At 65.5% G+C, this 17,891-nt stretch carries 12 protein-coding genes, 1 tRNA gene and 3 rRNA genes; 5 read left to right on the forward strand and 11 right to left on the reverse strand.

The genetic code is table 11. From position 1 onward, the window contains the following. Positions 1-48: 48 nt before the first annotated feature. Positions 49-1,089, reverse strand: a complete 1,041-nt coding sequence (locus tag M3C17_RS13275) for an HAD-IIA family hydrolase (RefSeq protein WP_259978298.1) — start codon at positions 1,087-1,089, stop codon at positions 49-51. Further along, complete coding sequence (locus M3C17_RS13280) at positions 1,089-2,150, reverse strand: hypothetical protein (protein WP_259978299.1); 1,062 nt, start codon at positions 2,148-2,150, stop codon at positions 1,089-1,091. Before M3C17_RS13280 ends, M3C17_RS13275 begins: the two co-directional genes overlap by 1 nt. 6 nt (positions 2,151-2,156) lie before the next feature. On the opposite strand from M3C17_RS13280, the gene M3C17_RS13285 reads away from it, so the two are divergent. Continuing rightward, entirely contained in the window at positions 2,157-3,356 is a 1,200-nt protein-coding gene (locus M3C17_RS13285; protein WP_259978301.1) for a hypothetical protein, read from the forward strand. A gap of 46 nt (positions 3,357-3,402) precedes the next feature. Here the strand turns inward: M3C17_RS13285 and rrf are convergent. From rrf to galU, 7 genes are all read right to left on the reverse strand, one after another. Next, positions 3,403-3,519: ribosomal RNA gene (rrf, locus tag M3C17_RS13290) — 5S ribosomal RNA — on the reverse strand. Positions 3,520-3,626: 107 nt separating this feature from the next. Beyond that, positions 3,627-6,729: ribosomal RNA gene (locus M3C17_RS13295) — 23S ribosomal RNA — on the reverse strand. 419 nt (positions 6,730-7,148) lie between these two features. Further along, positions 7,149-8,673: ribosomal RNA gene (locus M3C17_RS13300) — 16S ribosomal RNA — on the reverse strand. The 16S, 23S and 5S rRNA genes sit together here, the layout of an rRNA operon. 546 nt (positions 8,674-9,219) lie before the next feature. Next, positions 9,220-9,292 (reverse strand) — tRNA-Ala (locus tag M3C17_RS13305). 51 nt (positions 9,293-9,343) lie between these two features. Further along, positions 9,344-10,195 (reverse strand): hypothetical protein, encoded by an 852-nt coding sequence (locus tag M3C17_RS13310; protein WP_259978302.1) that lies wholly within the window; start codon positions 10,193-10,195, stop codon positions 9,344-9,346. A 90-nt stretch (positions 10,196-10,285) separates the two neighbouring features. Further along, positions 10,286-10,915, reverse strand: coding sequence for a GNAT family N-acetyltransferase (locus M3C17_RS13315; RefSeq protein WP_259978303.1), 630 nt, complete (start codon positions 10,913-10,915; stop codon positions 10,286-10,288). A 27-nt stretch (positions 10,916-10,942) separates the two neighbouring features. Further along, positions 10,943-11,830 (reverse strand): UTP--glucose-1-phosphate uridylyltransferase GalU, encoded by an 888-nt coding sequence (gene galU, locus M3C17_RS13320; RefSeq protein WP_259978305.1) that lies wholly within the window; start codon positions 11,828-11,830, stop codon positions 10,943-10,945. Between the two features lie 40 nt (positions 11,831-11,870). On the opposite strand from galU, the gene M3C17_RS13325 reads away from it, so the two are divergent. From M3C17_RS13325 to mscL, 3 genes are read left to right on the forward strand one after another with little or no spacing between them, the layout of a single operon-like run. Continuing rightward, complete coding sequence (locus M3C17_RS13325) at positions 11,871-12,467, forward strand: 5-formyltetrahydrofolate cyclo-ligase (protein ID WP_259978306.1); 597 nt, start codon at positions 11,871-11,873, stop codon at positions 12,465-12,467. A 15-nt stretch (positions 12,468-12,482) separates the two neighbouring features. Then, on the forward strand, positions 12,483-12,755 hold the full coding sequence (locus M3C17_RS13330; RefSeq protein ID WP_259978307.1) for an FmdB family zinc ribbon protein: 273 nt from the start codon (positions 12,483-12,485) through the stop codon (positions 12,753-12,755). 24 nt (positions 12,756-12,779) lie between these two features. After that, a complete protein-coding gene (gene mscL, locus M3C17_RS13335; protein WP_259978308.1) occupies positions 12,780-13,187 on the forward strand; it encodes a large conductance mechanosensitive channel protein MscL in 408 nt (135 codons plus the stop codon). 81 nt (positions 13,188-13,268) lie between these two features. On the opposite strand, the gene M3C17_RS13340 is transcribed toward mscL, so the two are convergent. Beyond that, a complete protein-coding gene (locus M3C17_RS13340; RefSeq protein WP_259978309.1) occupies positions 13,269-13,475 on the reverse strand; it encodes a hypothetical protein in 207 nt (68 codons plus the stop codon). Continuing rightward, positions 13,472-17,146 (reverse strand): AAA family ATPase, encoded by a 3,675-nt coding sequence (locus M3C17_RS13345; protein WP_259978310.1) that lies wholly within the window; start codon positions 17,144-17,146, stop codon positions 13,472-13,474. Before M3C17_RS13345 ends, M3C17_RS13340 begins: the two co-directional genes overlap by 4 nt. Positions 17,147-17,370: 224 nt before the next feature. Here M3C17_RS13345 and M3C17_RS13350 point away from each other — a divergent pair, with 224 nt between their 5' ends. Further along, positions 17,371-17,883, forward strand: a complete 513-nt coding sequence (locus tag M3C17_RS13350; protein WP_259978311.1) for a methylated-DNA--[protein]-cysteine S-methyltransferase — start codon at positions 17,371-17,373, stop codon at positions 17,881-17,883. The last annotated feature ends 8 nt before the right edge of the window (positions 17,884-17,891 follow it).

A 17,891-nucleotide genomic window follows, 5' to 3' on the forward strand; every position in this document is an offset into this window, starting at 1 on the left:
CTCCACTGTACGCGGCGGTCCCGACACTCGACGGAGCCACGCGTGCGCTCAGGGGCGGTGGAACGGGTCCGCGTACAGGCGCTCCGGAACCCGCAGCACGAAGACAGGGGTGCCCGATGCCCAGATCGCGGCCGCCCCGGCGCGGAGAAGGTCGAGCTGGTCGCCCGACTCGGCGAGGATCTCGACGTCGGCTCCGTGCACGCGCACGGCGGCGCCGTTCACGTCGAACACTCCGTCCGTGACCGTGGGCTCCGGGTAGGGCTCGTGCAGGCCGCGGAGGTCCGCGAGGACGAACGTCGGCCGCGAGCCCTCCGGAGCCGCCAGCACGTGCTTCGGCCGGTCGATCCCCGTCAGGACGAGGGCCGAATCGATGCCGGCGCGACTCGCGCCCATGATGTCGGTGTCGAGGCGGTCGCCGATGAACAGCGCCTTGGAGGCACCGAAGCGCGCCACGGCCTCTTCGAAGATCGGCGTCTCGGGTTTGCCTGCCACGGTCGCCAGTCGCCCCACGGCGGTGTGCACCGCGGAGACGAGAGTCCCGTTCCCGGGGGCCACGCCGCGGTCGCGCGGGATGGTCCAGTCCGTGTTCGTGGCGATCCAGGGGATGCCGCCCTCTTCCTCCGGCACCTTGAGGGCGAACGCCGCTTCGGCGAGATCCGTCCACGCGACCTCGGGGGCGAAGCCCTGCACGACCGCCTGGGGAGCATCCTCCGCGCTGCGAGTGACGGTGTACCCCGCCTTCTGCACCTCGTCCACCAGGCCGTCGCCGCCGACCACCAGGATGGTCGCGGGCGGACGCACGATCTCGGTCAGCAGTCGCATGGCGGCCTGAGGGCTGGTGACGACATCCCTCGGTTCCACCTGCAACCCGAGGCTGTTCAGATGCGCCGCGACAGAGGCGTCGGTGCGGGCAGCGTTGTTGGTGATATAGCCGAGACGCACCGTGCTCGCGGCCGCGTTCAGGCTCTCCACCGCGAACGGCAGCGCACCAGGGCCGGCGTAGACGACGCCGTCGAGGTCGGCGAGTATCGTGTCCATACCGTCCAACGGCGTCCGAGCCGACGAGCGCTTGCGCGTGAAGAGTCCCACTACGCCTCCGGCTTCTCGGAGGCGCGAGCGGTGTCCTCGTCCCCTTCGTCATCCTCGCCCAGGAGTTCGCGGACCTCGTCCTCGATCGTGGGCTCGGCCGCATGCGCATCAGCATCGTCGGCATCAGTCGCATCGCCGCCAGCGGCGTCAGCAGCGTCAGCAGCAGCGTCAGCAGCAGCGTCAGCGTCAGCGTCAGCAGCAGCGTCAGCAGCAGCGTCAGCAGCAGCGTCAGCGTCAGCAGCAGCGTCAGCGTCAGCAGCAGCGTCAGCGTCAGCAGCAGCGTCAGCGTCAGCAGCAGCGTCAGCAGCAGCGTCAGCAGCAGCGTCAGCAGCAGCGTCAGCGTCAGCAGCAGCGTCAGCGTCAGCAGTGGCGTCAGCGTCGGCAGTGGCGTCGGCAGTGGCGTCGGCAGTGGCGTCAGCGTCCTCAGTCTCGACGTCGTGCTCGTCCGACACGTCGCGGCGCTGTGCGTCGCCGTGCTCGACCTCGTACTCGTCGTCGTCCTCGATGAGGCCGTCCTCGACGAAGATCTCCTCGTCACCGGCTTCGTCGACACCGAGCGCCTCGGCGGCGACCTCAGCGCGATGGGCCCAGAACGCGGCTTCCTCATCGCGGCCGAGATCCTCGAGCACGGCCGCACGCGCCGCGAACAGCGCAGGGCTCCATTCGAACGCACGGTCGGGATCGAGCTCCGGAATCTCCAGCTCGCCCAGCGCGAGCTCGAGGTCTCCCTGATCGAGACGTGCCCCCGACATGGCGATCGCCAGCGCGACGCGGACGGGCGTCGGCAGCGCCGCACGGTCGACCGCACGGCCGGTCTCGAGCGCACGGTCTGGGCGGCCGATGCCGCGCTCGCTGTCCACCATCAGCGCGATCTGATCGTCCTTGCCCGAGATGCGACGGTACGTGCGCAGCTCACGCAGTGCCAGCGCGAAGTCTCCGGTGGCGTATGCGGTGATACCCAGGGTCTCTCGGACGATCGCGATGCGCCCGGCGCGACGCGATGCGGCCAGAGCATGGGCGTGCGCGAGCGCGGGGTCCTCGTCGATGAGACGCGAGGCCATCGCGAGATGACGCGCGACGTGGTCGGCGTTCTCCTTGCTCAGCGTCTTGAGCTCGTTGCGCGCCGAGGCGTGCAGGTCGCGAGCCGTGATCTCTTCCGGAACGAACGGGTCGTCGAAGCGCTGACGTTCGTTCGAGGCATTTGCCGGCCGCTCACGGCCCGCACCCCCGCGCTGCGGGAAAGAACGCGAACGCTCTCCGTCACGGCGCTCACCCCGATCACGGTTGAATCCGCCGTCGCGACGCGGCCCACCATCACGGCTGAACCCGCCCTCACGAGGCTGCCCACCATCACGGCTGAATCCGCCATCGCGACGCGGCCCACCATCACGGCTGAACCCGCCCTCGCGACGCGGCCCACCATCACGGCTGAACCCGCCTTCACGACGCGGCGCGCCGTCACGGTTATAGCCGCCCTCACGACGCGGCCCACCATCACGGCTGAACCCGCCCTCACGACGCGGCGCGGAGTCGCGGCTGTAGCCGCCCTCGCGATTGAAACCGCCTTCACGACGCGGCCCACCGTCACGGCTGTACCCGCCTTCACGACGCGTCCCACCGTCGCGGCTGTAACCGCCTTCACGACGCTGCGCGCCGTCACGGTTGAAGCCGCCCTCGCGACGCGGCCCACCGTCACGGCTGTACCCGCCTTCACGACGCTGGCCGCCGTCACGGCTGTACCCGCCTTCACGACGCTGGTCGCCGTCGCGGCTGTACCCGCTTTCACGACGCTCGCCCCCGTCACGGCTGTAGCCGCCCTCGCGACGCGGAGCGCCGTCACGGTTGAAGCCGCCCTCACGACGCTGCCCACCATCACGGTTGTAGCCGCCCTCGCGACGCTGCCCACCATCACGGTTGTAGCCGCCCTCACGACGCTGCCCACCATCACGGTTGTAGCCGCCCTCGCGACGCGGAGCGCCGTCACGGTTGTTACCGCCTTCACGACGCGGCCCACCGTCACGGCTATAACCGCCTTCACGACGCTGGCCGCCTTCGCGGTTAGATCCACCATCACGGCGCTGCCCGCTGTCGCGATCGCTTCGCGGCTGCCCGTCGCGGGACCAGGACGAACCGGAGCGCGAGGCCCCGTCACGATAGACGGGACGTCCACCGGAAGGGCGGTCATTGCGCGATCCTCTATCGTCGTTGCGACGCGGACGGCGCTCTTCCTCTTCCGGCATGGTGCTCCCTGTTCTCTTGGTTCATAAACGCAAAATGGCCACCCAACGATGGGTGGCCATTTGCTTAAAAGGAGTCCGGCGGTGTCCTACTCTCCCACAGGGTCCCCCCTGCAGTACCATCGGCGCTGTGAGGCTTAGCTTCCGGGTTCGGAATGTAACCGGGCGTTTCCCTCACGCTATGGCCGCCGAAACACTATTGATGTTTCAATCAAACGCATAACAAAGTCATTGTTGTCATGCGGTTCTCGACCGTACATCGAGAACCACTCAGTGGACGCAAGCACCAACGAACGGTGTGTTATCAAGTCATCGGCTTATTAGTACCAGTCAGCTGCACACGTTACCGTGCTTCCACATCTGGCCTATCAACCCAGTAGTCTGGCTGGGAGCCTCTCACCCGAAGGTATGGAAGTCTCATCTTGAGGCCGGCTTCCCGCTTAGATGCTTTCAGCGGTTATCCATCCCGAACGTAGCTAATCAGCGGTGCTCCTGGCGGAACAACTGACACACCAGAGGTTCGTCCAACCCGGTCCTCTCGTACTAGGGTCAGATCCTCTCAAACTTCCTACGCGCGCAGCGGATAGGGACCGAACTGTCTCACGACGTTCTAAACCCAGCTCGCGTACCGCTTTAATGGGCGAACAGCCCAACCCTTGGGACCTACTCCAGCCCCAGGATGCGACGAGCCGACATCGAGGTGCCAAACCATGCCGTCGATATGGACTCTTGGGCAAGATCAGCCTGTTATCCCCGAGGTACCTTTTATCCGTTGAGCGACAGCGCTTCCACAAGCCACTGCCGGATCACTAGTCCCGACTTTCGTCCCTGCTCGACCTGTCAGTCTCACAGTCAAGCTCCCTTGTGCACTTACACTCGCCACCTGATTGCCAACCAGGTTGAGGGAACCTTTGGGCGCCTCCGTTACTTTTTGGGAGGCAACCGCCCCAGTTAAACTACCCACCAGGCACTGTCCCTGAACCGGATTACGGTTCGAAGTTAGATATCCAGAGTGACCAGAGTGGTATTTCAACAATGACTCCACGGTAACTGGCGTCACCGCTTCAAAGTCTCCCACCTATCCTACACAAGCCACACCGAACACCAATACCAAGCTGTAGTAAAGGTCACGGGGTCTTTCCGTCCTGCTGCGCGTAACGAGCATCTTTACTCGTAATGCAATTTCGCCGAGTTCGCGGTTGAGACAGTTGGGAAGTCGTTACGCCATTCGTGCAGGTCGGAACTTACCCGACAAGGAATTTCGCTACCTTAGGATGGTTATAGTTACCACCGCCGTTTACTGGGGCTTAAATTCTCAGCTTCGCCTTGCGGCTAACCGGTCCTCTTAACCTTCCAGCACCGGGCAGGCGTCAGTCCGTATACATCGTCTTGCGACTTGGCACGGACCTGTGTTTTTAGTAAACAGTCGCTACCCACTAGTCTCTGCGGCCTCCAAACGCTTTCGGAGCAAGTCCTAATACGTCGAAGGCCCCCCTTCTCCCGAAGTTACGGGGGCATTTTGCCGAGTTCCTTAACCACGATTCTCTCGATCTCCTTGGTATTCTCTACCTGACCACCTGAGTCGGTTTGGGGTACGGGCGGCTAGAACCTCGCGTCGATGCTTTTCTCGGCAGCATAGGATCATCCACTTTTTATCCGCATCGTGTCTCAGCCTGTATGAGTCGCGGATTTGCCTACGACTCGGCCTACGCACTTGCACCAGGACAACCATCGCCTGGCTTGGACTACCTTCCTGCGTCACACCTGTTAATACGCTAACCGCACCAGCATGGGGTCACGTGCTCCCCTCCACGGTGTCACCCGAAGGCGACGATGTGAAGGCTCGGACGTTTAGCACCACTGGATTAGCTTGGGCGGTTCTTCGCCGGTACGGGAATATCAACCCGTTGTCCATCGACTACGCCTGTCGGCCTCGCCTTAGGTCCCGACTTACCCAGGGAAGATTAGCTTGACCCTGGAACCCTTGGTCTTTCGGAGGACGTGTTTCTCACACGTCATTCGCTACTCATGCCTGCATTCTCACTCGTGTAGCCTCCACGGCTGGTTTCCACCGCCGCTTCGCTGGCCACACGACGCTCTCCTACCCATCAACACGGCTGGACCACGAAGGCCTACCAATAATGTCAATGCCACAACTTCGGTGGCGTGCTTGAGCCCCGTTACATTGTCGGCGCGGAATCACTTGACCAGTGAGCTATTACGCACTCTTTCAAGGGTGGCTGCTTCTAAGCCAACCTCCTGGTTGTCAGAGCAACTCCACATCCTTTCCCACTTAGCACGCGCTTTGGGACCTTAGTTGGTGGTCTGGGTTGTTTCCCTCTCGACTATGAAGCTTATCCCCCACAGTCTCACTGCTGCGCTCTCACTTACCGGCATTCGGAGTTTGGCTGACGTCAGTAACCTTGTAGGGCCCATCGGCCATCCAGTAGCTCTACCTCCGGCAAGAAACACGCAACGCTGCACCTAAATGCATTTCGGAGAGAACCAGCTATCACGAAGTTTGATTGGCCTTTCACCCCTATCCACAGCTCATCCCCTCAGTTTTCAACCTAAGTGGGTTCGGTCCTCCACGACGTCTTACCGTCGCTTCAACCTGGCCATGGATAGATCACTTCGCTTCGGGTCTAGGACATGCGACTGAATCGCCCTATTCAGACTCGCTTTCGCTACGGCTACCCCACACGGGTTAACCTCGCCACATATCGCTAACTCGCAGGCTCATTCTTCAAAAGGCACGCTGTCACACCTACCAGGGGTGCTCCAACGGTTTGTAAGCAAACGGTTTCAGGTACTATTTCACTCCCCTCCCGGGGTACTTTTCACCTTTCCCTCACGGTACTTGTCCGCTATCGGTCATCTGGGAGTATTTAGGCTTATCAGGTGGTCCTGACAGATTCACACGGGATTTCACGGGCCCCGTGCTACTTGGGATACTCGCCACGCCAGAACACGCATTTCGACTACGGGGTTGGCACCCTCTATGACCGGCCTTTCAAGACCGTTCGTCTATACGCTTCTGTCACGTCGCCAGCTCGGCAGAACTGACTGGTGAGTCCCACAACCCCGAATATGCAACTCCTGCCGGATATCACACACACTCGGTTTAGCCTGATCCGGTTTCGCTCGCCACTACTAACGGAATCGCGGTTGCTTTCTCTTCCTGTGGGTACTGAGATGTTTCACTTCCCCACGTTCCCTCTACCCGCCCTATATATTCAGGCGGGAGTCACTAGGTCGGCACGCCGCCCAGCGGGGTTTCCCCATTCGGACACCCTCGGATCAAAACTTGCTTATCAGTTCCCCGAGGCTTATCGCAGATTGCTACGTCCTTCTTCGGCTCCAGATGCCAAGGCATCCACCGTTTGCTCTTAAAGACTTGAAATCACGTGAGTTCGAATCAAAAACTCGACCCCACCCGAAGGCGGGATCAGAAATTGACTAATGATCTTTAAGATCATCTAACGCAACCAGTCCGAAAACCGGTTGCAAGATGCTCGCGTCCACTGTGTAGTTCTCAAAGTACGGGCGGAACCCCCATCCACCTGCCCCAACCGGGACAAACAGAAAGAGGTCCAGAGGTACAGACCGTCCCGACCCGAAGATCGAAACCGCATCCGGTCCCTCAGGACCCAACAGCGTGCAGGTGCGACACCCGCCACCCTCCCCGTTCCCACCGCAAGCGGCGTACTAGAGAAGAAAAGCATCGTTCGCACCATGTCAAATGTTCCACCCATGAGCACCCCGCAGAGACATTCGCTCTGATCGGGGGTTCTGGACGCCGAAGCGTCAGATGCTCCTTAGAAAGGAGGTGATCCAGCCGCACCTTCCGGTACGGCTACCTTGTTACGACTTAGTCCTAATTACCGATCCCACCTTCGACGGCTCCCTCCACAAGGGTTAGGCCACCGGCTTCAGGTGTTACCGACTTTCATGACTTGACGGGCGGTGTGTACAAGACCCGGGAACGTATTCACCGCAGCGTTGCTGATCTGCGATTACTAGCGACTCCGACTTCATGAGGTCGAGTTGCAGACCTCAATCCGAACTGGGACCGGCTTTTTGGGATTCGCTCCACCTCACGGTATTGCAGCCCTTTGTACCGGCCATTGTAGCATGCGTGAAGCCCAAGACATAAGGGGCATGATGATTTGACGTCATCCCCACCTTCCTCCGAGTTGACCCCGGCAGTATCCCATGAGTTCCCACCATTACGTGCTGGCAACATAGAACGAGGGTTGCGCTCGTTGCGGGACTTAACCCAACATCTCACGACACGAGCTGACGACAACCATGCACCACCTGTTTACGAGTGTCCAAAGAGTTGACCATTTCTGGCCCGTTCTCGTATATGTCAAGCCTTGGTAAGGTTCTTCGCGTTGCATCGAATTAATCCGCATGCTCCGCCGCTTGTGCGGGTCCCCGTCAATTCCTTTGAGTTTTAGCCTTGCGGCCGTACTCCCCAGGCGGGGAACTTAATGCGTTAGCTGCGTCACGGAATCCGTGGAATGGACCCCACAACTAGTTCCCAACGTTTACGGGGTGGACTACCAGGGTATCTAAGCCTGTTTGCTCCCCACCCTTTCGCTCCTCAGCGTCAGTTACGGCCCAGAGATCTGCCTTCGCCATCGGTGTTCCTCCTGATATCTGCGCATTCCACCGCTACACCAGGAATTCCAATCTCCCCTACCGCACTCTAGTCTGCCCGTACCCACTGCAGGCCCGAGGTTGAGCCTCGGGATTTCACAGCAGACGCGACAAACCGCCTACGAGCTCTTTACGCCCAATAATTCCGGATAACGCTTGCGCCCTACGTATTACCGCGGCTGCTGGCACGTAGTTAGCCGGCGCTTTTTCTGCAGGTACCGTCACTTTCGCTTCTTCCCTGCTAAAAGAGGTTTACAACCCGAAGGCCGTCATCCCTCACGCGGCGTTGCTGCATCAGGCTTCCGCCCATTGTGCAATATTCCCCACTGCTGCCTCCCGTAGGAGTCTGGGCCGTGTCTCAGTCCCAGTGTGGCCGGTCACCCTCTCAGGCCGGCTACCCGTCGACGCCTTGGTGAGCCATTACCTCACCAACAAGCTGATAGGCCGCGAGCCCATCCCCAACCGAAAAATCTTTCCAAACGCAGACCATGCGGTCACGTCACATATCCAGTATTAGACGCCGTTTCCAGCGCTTATCCCAGAGTCAGGGGCAGGTTGCTCACGTGTTACTCACCCGTTCGCCACTGATCCCACAGAGCAAGCTCCGTGTTCACCGTTCGACTTGCATGTGTTAAGCACGCCGCCAGCGTTCATCCTGAGCCAGGATCAAACTCTCCGTAAAAAAGAAATGCATACGAACCGGGGAAAAACCGGAACGCAGCGAGTTTGATGCTGACCAAAGAGACAAATTCATTGCTGACTTCATCCATCGCCAGCCCCCGGAAGGGCTGGTCTTTGATCCAAAGGAATCTCATCCAGCCGAAGCTGAATCGAGGTTATTTGGCATTTGACAAGTGCACGCTGTTGAGTTCTCAAGGATCGGATGCTCCTACGACCCAGCCATCACAACCAGGCCCGCAGGGCAACTTCTCTATCTTACCGATCTCGTTTCCGTTGTCAAATCGCCGTTCGGCGACCTGCTCGAGGGAACGAGTCAGCACCTTCGTCCGGAACACTCTTCGAGTGGTTCTGGATTCGGGAGGTGTTCGATGCTTGACGGGAGCCGGTCCGAGGACCTCCGCTCAACCGTTTGGGGCGAACAGGTAATAACTTACGTGGATCCGGACCATCCGGCAAATCACCGCGGACCCCCGGGCGTGTCGCGCTGACGGGGCTGACGACGGAAAACGAAGAAGCCCCCGGCCGGGGCCGGGGGCTTCTTGTTCTGTGGACCTAAGGGGATTCGAACCCCTGACCTCCTCGATGCGAACGAGGCGCGCTACCAACTGCGCCATAGGCCCGTGAACGACATCTACGTTATCACGCTGCGGGGCATGCTCGTGTCGGCGCGGTCACCCCGCAGCACGGCGTGCGAGCAGCTCGCGAACATGCGCCTCGATCTCGGCGTCGTCGACGAAGCCCATGCGCGCGTACGGCGAATCAGCGGAGGGCGCAGGCAATGCGACCGGAGCGGCGGGCGCCAGCTGCTCCGCCTTCTCACGGAGAGCTTCCCGTCGAGCGGCATCGCGAAGCTCCTGCTGCGCATCCAGCTGCGCGCGCGCCACCTGGGCCCGCGAGCCGGCCACCGACACCATCGGCTCGGGGAGCGGACGCGGCGTCCACGTCGCGCGGCCCTGATCGTGCAAGACCGGGGTCTCCCGCTCGGTCGGCGCCGCCACCATCTCCTGCGGTCGACGCGCCGCGCGCACGGCGACGGCCGCCATCCGCTGCAGCACGAGGACGCCGCACAGCAGGGACGCACCCCCGATCCAGAGCAGCAGGGAGGAGCCGGAGGTGAGCAGCTGCCATACGCCGAGCCCGGCGAGCGCCAGGCCGACGAGCAACGTCACCGTCGCGGCGATGCGCGTGCGCCGGCGAGCTCGCGCACGGCGGACCGCCGGATCCGCCTTCGTCGCGGCCAGCTCACGCCGCAGCGTCTCGAGCTCCGCAGCCTCACGCTGCGACTGCACGCGCTTGGCGAGCTTCTGCTGCGCGAGCACGGTGCGCGCGTTGAGCTCGATATGCACCTCGCTGGGCGTCTCGCTCGTCTCGGCCAGCACGCGCAGCGCCTGGTTGAGACGCACGGCGTTGCGCTCTGCCGCGTTGTACTGGAACCGACCGCGCCACGACGGGAGCAGGTACAGCATCCACAGGAGCACGGCGACGAGCACGATCACTCCCCCGCTCAGCACCGGCCCGTCCATACGTCAACGGTAAGGGCAGCGAGCGGGCGGCGCCGTGCAGTCGGGCGCGTGTCGCGGCGAGTCTCGCCCACACCGGGTGGTGGCCCGGACTCAGAGCGCGAGGCGGTCGGCGGGAGGGACGGTCGCGGCATCAGGCGGGACCTGCCCGCTCAGCCAGCGCGCCAGCACTCCCTGCGGCACGTCTTCCTTCGTGAGAGCGAAGGCGTAGTGGTCACGCCAGTCCCCGTCGATGTGGATGTAGCGGCGCCTCAGCCCCTCATACCGGAAGCCGAGCTTCTGCACCACGCGGAGGCTCGCCGCGTTCTCGGGGCGGATGCAGATCTCCATCCGGTGCAGCCCGTACTCGACGAAGCATGCGTCGGTCGCGAGGGCCACGGCGGTGGGGGTGATCCCTCGCCCCGCGAACCGCTCGCTCACCCAGTAGCCGATGGTCGCGGAGCACAGCGAGCCGCGGGGCACTCCCCACACGTTGAGCTGCCCCGCGACCTCCCCCTCGTACTCCATCACGAACGGATACCCGGCGCCGTCGCGGTACTGCTGCAGGAGGCGGCGGATGCTGAGCCGCATGTCGAACGACACCGACCCGTGCGGCACCGTCGCCTCCCATGGCTGCAGCCAGGAGCGGTTCGCCATCAGCTCATGCTGCAGCGCCCGCGCATCCTTGGTGCGGACGAGGCGCAGCTCGACCGCCCCGTGCCGCATCCCCGCCGCCGAATCCATGCCCCGCTCCGACGCCCGCAAGACCGCCTACAGGCGCTCCGCGAAGTCCTTGAGCCAGGGACGCAGCTCAGAGCCGAGGTCGTCGCGGTCCGTGGCGAGCTGGACGATCGCCTTGATGTAGTCGACACGGTCACCCGTGTCGTACCGCCGCCCGCCGAAGATCACGCCGACGACGCCGGGGCCGTCCGCGGACGTGGCGAGCTCCTGGAGCGCGTCGGTCAGCTGGATCTCGCCACCCTTGCCCGGCTCCGTGCGCTCGAGGATCTCGAACACCGACGCCGGAAGCACGTAGCGTCCGATGATCGCCAGGTTGGACGGAGCGTCCTCCTTGGCGGGCTTCTCGACCAGACCCGTGACGCGGACGGCGTCGGAGCCCTCGATCGGCTCGACGGCCGCAGCGCCGTACATGTGGATGCTGTCGGGGTCGACCTCCATGAGCGCGATGACGGCCGCGCCCGTGCGCTCGTGCTGCGCGATCATCTCGGTGAGCAGCGGGTCGCGCTCGTCGATCAGGTCGTCACCGAGGAGCACGGCGAAGGAGCTGTCCCCGACATGGGTACGAGCGCGGAGCACCGCGTGGCCCAGCCCCTTGGGCTCTCCCTGGCGGACGAAGTGGATGTCGGCGAGGTCGCTCGACTTCATCACACGCTCGAGCCGGCCGGTGTCGCCCTTCTCCATGAGCTTCACCTCCAGCTCCGGCACCGAGTCGAAGTGGTTGGAGATGGCGTTCTTGTTCCGGCCGATGATGACCAGGATGTCCTCGATCCCCGCATCCGCCGCCTCTTCGACGACGTACTGGATCGCCGGCTTGTCGACGACGGGGAGCATCTCCTTCGGCATCGCCTTCGTCGCAGGCAGGAACCGCGTGCCCAGTCCTGCCGCGGGAATGACGGCCTTGATCTTCTCGTTACCCATCCCCACAGCCTACCTCCGGGCACCCCCGTAGACTCGGAACATGTGGAAAGACGTCGAGCACGAGAAGCGCGCCCTGCGCGCCGAACTGCGTGAACGACGTCAGCTCCTCTCCGATTCCCAGCGCGAGGCCGCGGCCGAGGCCATCGGCGAACGGCTCGACGCCCTGGTCGACGAGCTCGGCGCCCGCTCGATCTCGTGCTTCCTCTCCACCACCACCGAGCCGGGCACGAGGGAGTTCGTCACGCGCGCGGTGCGACGCGGTCTTCGGGTGCTACTGCCGGTGACGCGCTCGGACGGCCTGCTGGACTGGGCCGTCGCCGACGACAGCGACGAGGTCGCGGAGGGACTGCACGGGCTCCCGGAGCCGACCGGCGAGGTGCTCGGCCCGATCGCGGTGAACGACGTCGACCTCATGATCGTCCCCGCTGCCGCCGTCGATCGCTCCGGGATGCGGATGGGCTGGGGCCGCGGCTACTTCGACAAGACCATCGGGTCCATGGAGAAGTGCCCGCCGGTCTACGCCGTCATCTATGATTCCGAGATACTCGACGCACTGCCGCGGGAGGTGCACGATCAGCCGGTGGACGGCATCGTCACCCCGACGCAGACCCTGAACCTGTCGCCTCAGCGACGCTGACCCGCAAGGACCGCCATGCCCACCTACGCCTATGCCTGCTCATCGTGCGGACACCAGTTCGACGCCGTCCAGAGCTTCTCCGACGATGCCCTCACCGTCTGCCCCGAGTGCGGGGGCGCCCTGCGCAAGCAGTACGGCTCCATCGGCGTGACCTTCAACGGCTCGGGCTTCTATCGCACGGACTCGCGCGCCGGAACTGGCACTTCCGCGAAGGCTTCGGCATCATCGAAGGCGGATTCGCCGACGGCTGCCAAACCGGCAGCCGCGTCGACTCCCGCCTCGAACTGAGGTCGCACACATCTGGGGGTTCCCGTGATCAAGGGATTCAAGGAGTTCATCCTCCGCGGCAACGTCATCGACCTGGCGGTCGCCGTCGTCATCGGCGGTGCGTTCACCGCCATCGTCAACGCCGTCGTCGCCAGCATCATCAATCCGATCGTGGCGCTGTTCTTCAACGCCGACGAGGCCGGCAACTTCGGTCCCGTCGTCTACGGCATTTACGGTCAGCCGGTCACCTTCCCGCTCGGCGACCTCCTCACGGCCGTGATCAGCTTCTTCGCGGTGGCGCTCGTGGTGTACTTCGCCTTCGTCATGCCGATGAACGCGTACAAGGCCCGCCGCGCGGCGAAGAACCCGGTCGCGGAGGAGGCCGCGCAGGCAAGCGAGGCCGAGCTCCTCGCCGAGATCCGCGATCTGCTGCAGCAGCAGCGGCGCGCCTGAGAGAGGCCGCGGCCCCCAACGCGGCTCAAGACGCACGGCTCCCCCGAGGAGCCGTGCGTCTTCTCGTTTCCGGTGGTGCCGTCAGTAGTGGGGGGGAACGTCGCGCAGCAGCTGCTCGTCGTTCGGGCCGCTGTCACGCGCAGCGCGGGCCGGCCGCGGCTCATCGTCGCCGCCGGGCACCTCGGGATCCGGCTCGCTGCCGGGAACGGGCGTCAGGCGCGCACGCCGCGACCCGGGCACACGCACCACGCGCTGGCGCGGTGCGGTGGGGGCATCGTCGTCGGTCACGCTCCGTCGCCGAGGTCGATGGGCTGCGTGTCGTTCTCCGCCCGGGGCGTGCCGTCCGCGATACCGAGAACCGAGGCGATCCTGGTCGCGACCGTCCGCGGATCGCTGTAGAGATCGAACGCGTGCACGCGCACGTAGTGCCAGCCGAGGCGACGCAGGACGTGCGGGCGGAGCCGCAGCGTCTCGCGCAGCGACTCGCCCCGGGACTCCGGGTCGGACTCGATCACCACCGCCTTGCCGCGATGCTGCGCCACGAGCGGCAGCAGGCCACGATAGTCGACGTCGACCGAGGCGCCGAGCCTGCGCAGCTCGCGCGCGAGCGCCAGCGTCAGCGGGTCCGCGAGGTCTTCCAGCCTCGCATCGCGGGACCGCGCGGCGAGCCCGCCGAGGATGGACATCAGCGTGGCCGCGCCGTGCTCCAGACGCCCGTCGTCGAACGCGGAAGGACGGATCGACGAGACGAGGACCATCGAGCGGCGGGCACGGGTCATGCCCACGGTCAGCAGCCGCTCCCCGTCCGGAGTGGACAGGTCCCCGAAGTCGCTGAGTACGCGCCCGTGCTTGGTCAGGCCGAAGCCCAGTGAGAAGATCACCCGGTCACGGCTCTCCGCCACGGACTCCTCGAGCGTGAGCACCGCGAAGGGCTCCGCCGTGTCCCGTCCCACGAAGTCCGCGACGTCCGAGCGCCCGGCGAATGCGGCCGTGACCGCGGCGCGCACGCGCTCCGCGTGCCGAGTGCTCGCCGTCACCACCATGAGCGATTCGGAGGGACGGTGCACCGCATGCTCCACGACCAGGGTCACGACGCGCGCGACCTCGGCATCCGGGCTCTCCACCGCGCCGGAGACCGGATCGGGAGTGCCGACGCCGCCCTCGACGTAGTCCACGGTGAGGCTGCCCCGGCCGAGGTACGAACCGGCCCAGGGCAGCGACACGATCTCGCCCCCGTAGAAGGCGTCGTTGATCAGCTCGGCGAGGTCCTCGCCACCGGCACGGTAGCTGCGCGTGAGCGTCATCACCGGCAGGAGCTCGGACAGCCGCTCGAAGACCGACACGTCGTCGAAGGGTACCTCGGGCTCCCAGTCGTCATCCGGGTCGACGGCGATGCGGAACGGCGTAGGGCGCTGCGTGACCGGGTCGCCGAAGGCGACCACCTGGCGAGCGCGACGGATGGCGGGCGCTGCCTCGGCGAGATTGATGGCAGCCGCATCCACCAGAAGGACGGTGTCGAACTCGACGGAATCCGGGATCTCCGGCACCAGGTACGGCGAAGAGATCCAGACGGGTGCCAGGACGTCGACCAGAGTCGGCGCCGCGCTCACCACCTCGGCCGTGGTGGTCGCCGGCTGGGTGAGGGCTCTCCGCAGGTGCTGTGACTGCTGGGGCTCGTCCACGATGGCGATGCGCCACTGGTTCGCGAGCTGCCACGCCAGCAGCGGACCTGCCATCGCGGCATGGGCCTCGTCGACGAGACGGAAGTCACGCTCCAGCCGGTCGACGACGGCCGTGTTCGCCCCCAGCAGGGCCCGATCGTCCTGCAGTGCGCGCTCCAGCAGCGACTGCCACCACGCGAACTCCAGCTCCTCGCCCACCTGGGCCTCGGACACGTGGCGCACCGAGAGCTCGGTGAGCAGCGGCTCCAGCCCGAGCAGCGCGAGCCGGTCCCTGAGCTGGGCCCGCTCCACGAGATTCTCGAACACCTCGGACTTGGCGGCGAGTCCCGCGAGCATGCGCACCAGCCGGGCGACCGGCAGCGACGACAGCGGCTCGCGACGCCCCAGGGCCGCGTCCAGTTCAGCCAGTTCCGCTTCCACACGCTGCCAGGCGACGGACACGTCGCCGAGCCCGAGCGGGATCTCCGGCGCGACCCCCGCGTCGACGTAGCGCTGCCACTGCGTCCGCTGCGTCTGGATGCGCAGCAGCGCCTCGTGCATCTCGGTCACGTGCACGCCCGGGCGCACATACTCCTTGGCGAGTCTGCGCAGCCGACGGCGGTTGGCGCCGGACATGCCGGGGGCGTCCCGGCGGGAGCCGTGCGCCTGGATGAGGTCGCCGAGCGGCCGCTCGAAGACGGTCGGACTGAAACGGTCGAGCGAGTCGCGGATGCCCTGCAGCAGCCGCAGATACTCGCCGAGCTCGTCGATCGTGGCGAAGGGCCGCATGCGGGTCTGCGCGATCAGCTCGTAGCCGCGCTCCAGGAGTGCCGGCACGCTGCTGGCGTGCAGCCGTCCGGCAAGCTGATGCGCGGAGCGCGCGGCCTCGGTGGTGGAGAAGGTGACGCCGTACCAGGGCGAATCGTTCGGTCCGACGCGGAACTCCCCCAGGCGGGCAGCCTGCGCGAGAGCGTCCGCTGCGTCGGTCCTGTCGGTCGCGAGCCGCCGCAGCGCGTCCATGCCGAGTCGCGCGGTGGTGGACGGCGGTACGGGAAGCGACGCGAGCCGGGTGAGGTTCCTGGTCGCGTCGAGGACGGACGCGTTCAGGCCGGGCACGGGCGCCGTGAGCGCCTCCCGGTAGTCGCGGAGCACGGCGCGCAGGCGTACGAGAGCGTCGTCCACCTCGCTCACCTTCGGGGCGGTCGCCTTCTCGTTCCGCCCGATCGCCTTGACGAGATCGCGCCGCACGCTGGCGGGCGAGATGGCCAGGCTGTCGAGCCCGATGCCCGCGAGTCGATGACGCACGCCGTCCAGCGTCGAGCGGCGAGCCGAGACCACCAGGACGCGCTTGCCCGCGCGCACGAGCTCGCCGAGTGCATTGATGACGGTCTGCGTGCCTCCTGTCCCCGGCAGCGTGGCCACGGTCAGCGAATGGCCGGCGGCGATCCGCGCGAGCACCGCCTCCTGCTCGGCATCCGCATCCAGCAGCAGGTTGTCCGATGCGGGAGCGCGATCGTCGGGACCGATGTGGTGCGGGACGGCGCGCGGCGCCGTGAGCTGCTCCCGGTCGCCGACGTGCCCTCCGAGCGCGTTGAGGACGAGATGGTCGAGGCTCCCGCCATCCCGCGACATGCTGCCGGCGACGTCCGCGAACGTCGAGACCACCAAGCGGGGTTCGACCGAGAACGTGTCGATGGATCGTGTCAGCGCGCGCAGGCTGTCGATCACCGGCTGCGGCTTGAAGATGCCGCCGTCGTAGGCGAGCGCGGCGAGCGCATTCGCGTCGATCGTGAGGCCGAAGTGCTCCTGCGCGATGCGCACGAGCTCCGGGTTGACGGCGAACACGCCCTGGAGCTTGAGCTCGAAGTCGGTGTGGTGGCGCCGGATGGCCAGGGGGCGCAGCAGCACGGGAGCGGCGAACCACGCGCCGCCGATGCGCCAGCGGGCGACGCCGACCGCCAGGTGCACGGCTTCGATGCCGCGGACCGTGCGCAGCTCGGTGTTCTTCGCCGTGATGCGCTCGGCGGCGAGTCGTGCGGTGCGCAGCCCCACCTCGTCGCGGAACAGGTTCGACAGCAGCGTGGACTTGCCGGTGATGAACTGGGGAAGGCTCCCGGGGTGGGCCTTGGAGATGTCGATGCCGGATTCCGGCCTGTCCCGGAAGCTCGTGAGCGGCGAGGGTCCGCCCAGGTCCGCGGCCTCGGCCTTCAGGCGGGAGCGCTCGGCCTCTGCGGCATGAGCGATCTCGACGCCGCCGGTCGACGCATTCAGGTCACCGAGGGACACAGCGGTGTCCACCGCTGTGTCGTCCGCTGATCTGCCTTCACGCCGCCACACACTCACACCCTAGGCGCGGGACCGCGAGAGCTCGGTATCCCTGGCGGGTTTCCGCGAAAAACCGCGCCCCGATCGCCGCTCCACTGCTCCTCCCCCGGCCAGAAATCCTCGGCGTTGTCCACGTGCCCCGTGCGATCGAGTCTCGCGAGCCGCCGCGCGTCGGCGCCAGCGACCAGGATGGTGCCATGACCTTCCGCTACGACTTCGCCCCGACGCCGTTCGGCGATGCGCTTGCGGTGTTCTCCGACGAGGGCATCGTTCGTCTCGATCTGTCAGAGTCCGAAGACCCTCAGGTCCCGTGGCTCCTCGAAGGGGTGTCCCGGCAGCTCCAGGCGGTTCCTGAGCCCGACCCCGGCGCGGCTGACGAACTCGCCCATCTCCTCACCGACTACTTCGACGGATCGCCCGTCCGGTTCGACGAGCATCTCAGACTCGACTGGCGCCTGGCACAGGGCTTCGCGCGCCGCGCACTGCAGGTGGTCTGCGGCATCGAATGGGGGCAGACCATGAGCTATGGCGAGGTCGCGGTGCTGGCCGGTCACCCCGGCGCCGCCCGCGCCGTGGGCACCGCATGCCGGTTCACGCCGTTCTCGCTCATCGTGCCGGTGCACCGCGTGGTCCGGTCGGACGGCTCCCCCGGGCACTATGGAGCGCACCCCGAGCGCAAGCGCTTCCTCCTCGACCTCGAGTCACGCTGACCCGTCCC

The sequence above is a fragment of the Microbacterium sp. p3-SID336 genome (genome assembly GCF_025143365.1).
In the GTDB taxonomy this organism is placed as follows: domain Bacteria; phylum Actinomycetota; class Actinomycetes; order Actinomycetales; family Microbacteriaceae; genus Microbacterium.

Coding starts and splice junctions, on each gene's coding strand:
- M3C17_RS13280 (WP_259978299.1), bottom strand. CDS start 2,150: ATGGCCTCGCGTCTCATCGACGAGGACCCCGCGCTCGCGCACGCCCAT.
- M3C17_RS13285 (WP_259978301.1), top strand. CDS start 2,157: ATGACGCGCGACGTGGTCGGCGTTCTCCTTGCTCAGCGTCTTGAGCTC.
- M3C17_RS13310 (WP_259978302.1), bottom strand. CDS start 10,195: ATGGACGGGCCGGTGCTGAGCGGGGGAGTGATCGTGCTCGTCGCCGTG.
- M3C17_RS13315 (WP_259978303.1), bottom strand. CDS start 10,915: ATGGATTCGGCGGCGGGGATGCGGCACGGGGCGGTCGAGCTGCGCCTC.
- galU (WP_259978305.1), bottom strand. CDS start 11,830: ATGGGTAACGAGAAGATCAAGGCCGTCATTCCCGCGGCAGGACTGGGC.
- M3C17_RS13325 (WP_259978306.1), top strand. CDS start 11,871: ATGTGGAAAGACGTCGAGCACGAGAAGCGCGCCCTGCGCGCCGAACTG.
- M3C17_RS13330 (WP_259978307.1), top strand. CDS start 12,483: ATGCCCACCTACGCCTATGCCTGCTCATCGTGCGGACACCAGTTCGAC.
- M3C17_RS13350 (WP_259978311.1), top strand. CDS start 17,371: ATGACCTTCCGCTACGACTTCGCCCCGACGCCGTTCGGCGATGCGCTT.